Source organism: Peptoniphilus sp. oral taxon 836 str. F0141 (assembly GCF_000179335.1).
GTDB classification, from domain to species: domain Bacteria; phylum Bacillota; class Clostridia; order Tissierellales; family Peptoniphilaceae; genus Peptoniphilus_A; species Peptoniphilus_A lacrimalis.
The window spans coordinates 1-3,080 of the sequence record NZ_AEAA01000036.1; the positions used below are offsets into that span (position 1 = coordinate 1).

At 47.4% G+C, this 3,080-nt stretch carries 2 rRNA genes; both read right to left on the minus strand.

Annotation, left to right across the window (positions count from 1 at the left end):
• Positions 1-7: 7 nt before the first annotated feature.
• Positions 8-124: ribosomal RNA gene (gene rrf / locus HMPREF9131_RS01420) — 5S ribosomal RNA — on the minus strand.
• 24 nt (positions 125-148) lie between these two features.
• Positions 149-2,997 (minus strand): 23S ribosomal RNA (locus HMPREF9131_RS01425).
• Positions 2,998-3,080: the final 83 nt, after the last annotated feature.

A 3,080-nucleotide genomic window follows, 5' to 3' on the forward strand; every position in this document is an offset into this window, starting at 1 on the left:
TTTTTTAAACCGGCAATAACTTACTCTCCCAGGTCGTTGCCAACCAAGTACCATCAGCGGATTGATGCTTAACTTCTGTGTTCGGTATGGTTACAGGTGTGTCCATCTTCCTATTCTCACCGGATAACTTAAAAACTAAAAACTTTCTTTGGTCAAGTTCTCGACCTATTAGTACTCGCTAGCTCCATATATTACTATACTTCCACCTTGAGCCTATCTACCTAATTTTCTTCTAGGGGTCTTATCATTTCTGAGGGAAATCTCATCTCGAGGGGGGCTTCGTGCTTAGATGCTTTCAGCTCTTATCCCTTCCAAACTTAGCTTCCCAGCTATGCACTTGGCAGTACAACTGGTGCACCAGAGGTTTGTCCATCCCGGTCCTCTCGTACTAAGGACAGCTCCTCTCAAATTTCCTACGCCCACGACGGATAGGGACCGAACTGTCTCGCGACGTTCTGAACCCAGCTCGCGTGCCTCTTTAATGGGCGAACAGCCCAACCCTTGGGACCTACTTCAGCCCCAGGATGAGACGAGCCGACATCGAGGTGCCAAACCTCCCCGTCGATGTGGACTCTTGGGGGAGATAAGCCTGTTATCCCCAGGGTAGCTTTTATCCGTTGAGCGATGGCCCTTCCACTCGGTACCACCGGATCACTAAGTCCTGCTTTCGCATCTGCTCGACTTGTTGGTCTCGCAGTTAAGCTCCCTTCTGCCTTTATACTCTTTGCACGATTTCCGTCCGTGCTGAGGGAACCTTTGAACGCCTCCGTTACTCTTTTGGAGGCGACCGCCCCAGTCAAACTGTCCAACTGAGAGTGTCCCTTTCCCGGTTTCACGGGATTAGGTTAGAATTCTAGTATCAAAAGAGTGGTATCCCAAAGGTGACTCCGCAAATACTGGCGTACTTGTTTCTTCGTCTCCCACCTATTCTGTACATTTAATCCCAAAATCCAATCTCAGCTTACAGTAAAGCTCCATGGGGTCTTTCCGTCCTGTCGTGGGTAAGCGGCATCTTTACCGCTACTACAATTTCACCGGATCCTTTGTTGAGACAGTGCCCAAATCGTTACACCTTTCGTGCGGGTCGGAACTTACCCGACAAGGAATTTCGCTACCTTAGGACCGTTATAGTTACGGCCGCCGTTTACTGGGGCTTCAGTTCTAAGCTTCGCTTGCGCTAACTTTTTCCCTTAACCTTCCAGCACCGGGCAGGTGTCAGCTCCTATACTTCGTCTTTCGACTTAGCAGAAACTTGTGTTTTTGGTAAACAGTCGCTTGGGCCTTTTCACTGCGGCCCCCTTTTACAGGGGCTCCCCTTCTCCCGAAGTTACGGGGTCATTTTGCCGAGTTCCTTAACAAAGGTTTTTCCGCTCGTCTTAGGATTCTCTCCTTTCCTACCTGTGTCGGTTTGCGGTACGGGCGATACTTCTCTTGTACGTGGCTTTTCTTGGCAGTGTGGATTCATATCTTTCTCTACTTGTTTTCGATCTGCATCACACTTCAGACTTCTCAAGAAGCGGTTTTGCCTACTCCTTATCCTTTGTGCTTGCACGCCTCACCAACTGGGCGCTACTACTATCCTCCTGCGTCCCCACTTACTTCAACGATTGTATCGGTACAGGATTTTCCACCTGTTGTCCATCGACTACGCTTTTCAGCCTCGCCTTAGGTCCCGACTTACCCTGAGTGGACGAGCCTTGCTCAGGAATCCTTAGGTTTTCGACGGGTGAGATTCTCACTCACCTCTCGCTACTCATGCCAGCATTCTCTCTTGTATGGTATCCACAATGGATTACTCCTTTTGCTTCTTCTTCCATACATTGCTCCTCTACCAACTGTTAGTTCCATAGCTTCGGTATATAGTTTAGCCCCGGTTATCTTCGGCGCAGAATCACTTGACTAGTGAGCTATTACGCACTCTTTGAATGTGTGGCTGCTTCTAAGCCAACATCCTAGTTGTCTCAGTAATTCTACTTCCTTTCCCACTTAACTATTATTTTGGGACCTTAGCTGATGGTCTGGGCTCTTTCCCTTTCGACTATGAAGCTCATCCCACATAGTCTGACTCCCTAGTTTGTGTTTCGGCATTCGGAGTTTGATAGGTCTCGGTAACATATGCATGCCCCTTGACCATTCAGTGCTCTACCTCCGCTACACGTATTCCTAGAGGCTAGCCCTAAAGCTATTTCGAGGAGAACCAGCTATCTCCGTGTTCGTTTGGCTTTTCACCCCTATCCACAGGTCATCCGATAGCTTTTAAACGCTACCCGGTTCGGTCCTCCATTGAATTTTACTTCAACTTCAACCTGCCCATGGATAGATCACACGGTTTCGGGTCTATGATAAATGACTTTCGCCCTCTTAAGACTCGGTCTCCCTTCGACTCCTCTTTTCTTAGATTAATCTTGCCTTTTATCATAACTCGCTGGCCCGTTCTACAAAAAGTACACGATCATGGCTTGTGCCATTTTCGCTGCTTGTAAACACTAGGTTTCAGATTCTTTTTCACTCCCCTCTCGGGGTTCTTTTCACCTTTCCCTCACGGTACTTGTTCGCTATCGGTCACCAAGTAGTATTTAGCCTTAGGGGGTGGTCCCCCTGTGTTCCCACAAGGTTTCTCGTGTCTCGTGGTACTCTTTGTACTGATTCTTTTCCCTTTTCGTCTACGGGCCTTTTACCTCCTTTGGGTCAGCTTCCCAGCTGATTCGACTAAGTTCTTTTCTTCGTTTGTACTTGGGCTGTTCCCTTTTCGCTCGCCGCTACTCGGGGAATCGATGTTTCTTTCTCTTCCTCAGGGTACTTAGATGTTTCAGTTCCCCTGGTTCGCTTCATTAAACTATGGATTCATTTAATGATGTCCTTTCGGACCGGTTTCCCGATTCGGAGATCTACGGGTCAATGGATATTTGCTCCTCTCCGTAGCTTTTCGCAGCTTGTCACGTCCTTCTTCGCCTCTTGGTGCCTAGGCATTCACCTAGTGCTCTTTCTAACTTGACCTTTGTTTATAAACTTTTTCTGTTTATATCCAGTTTATTGTTTTTTTAGAAATTTGTTTTTAGTTTTTAGTTGTTATGGTTCTT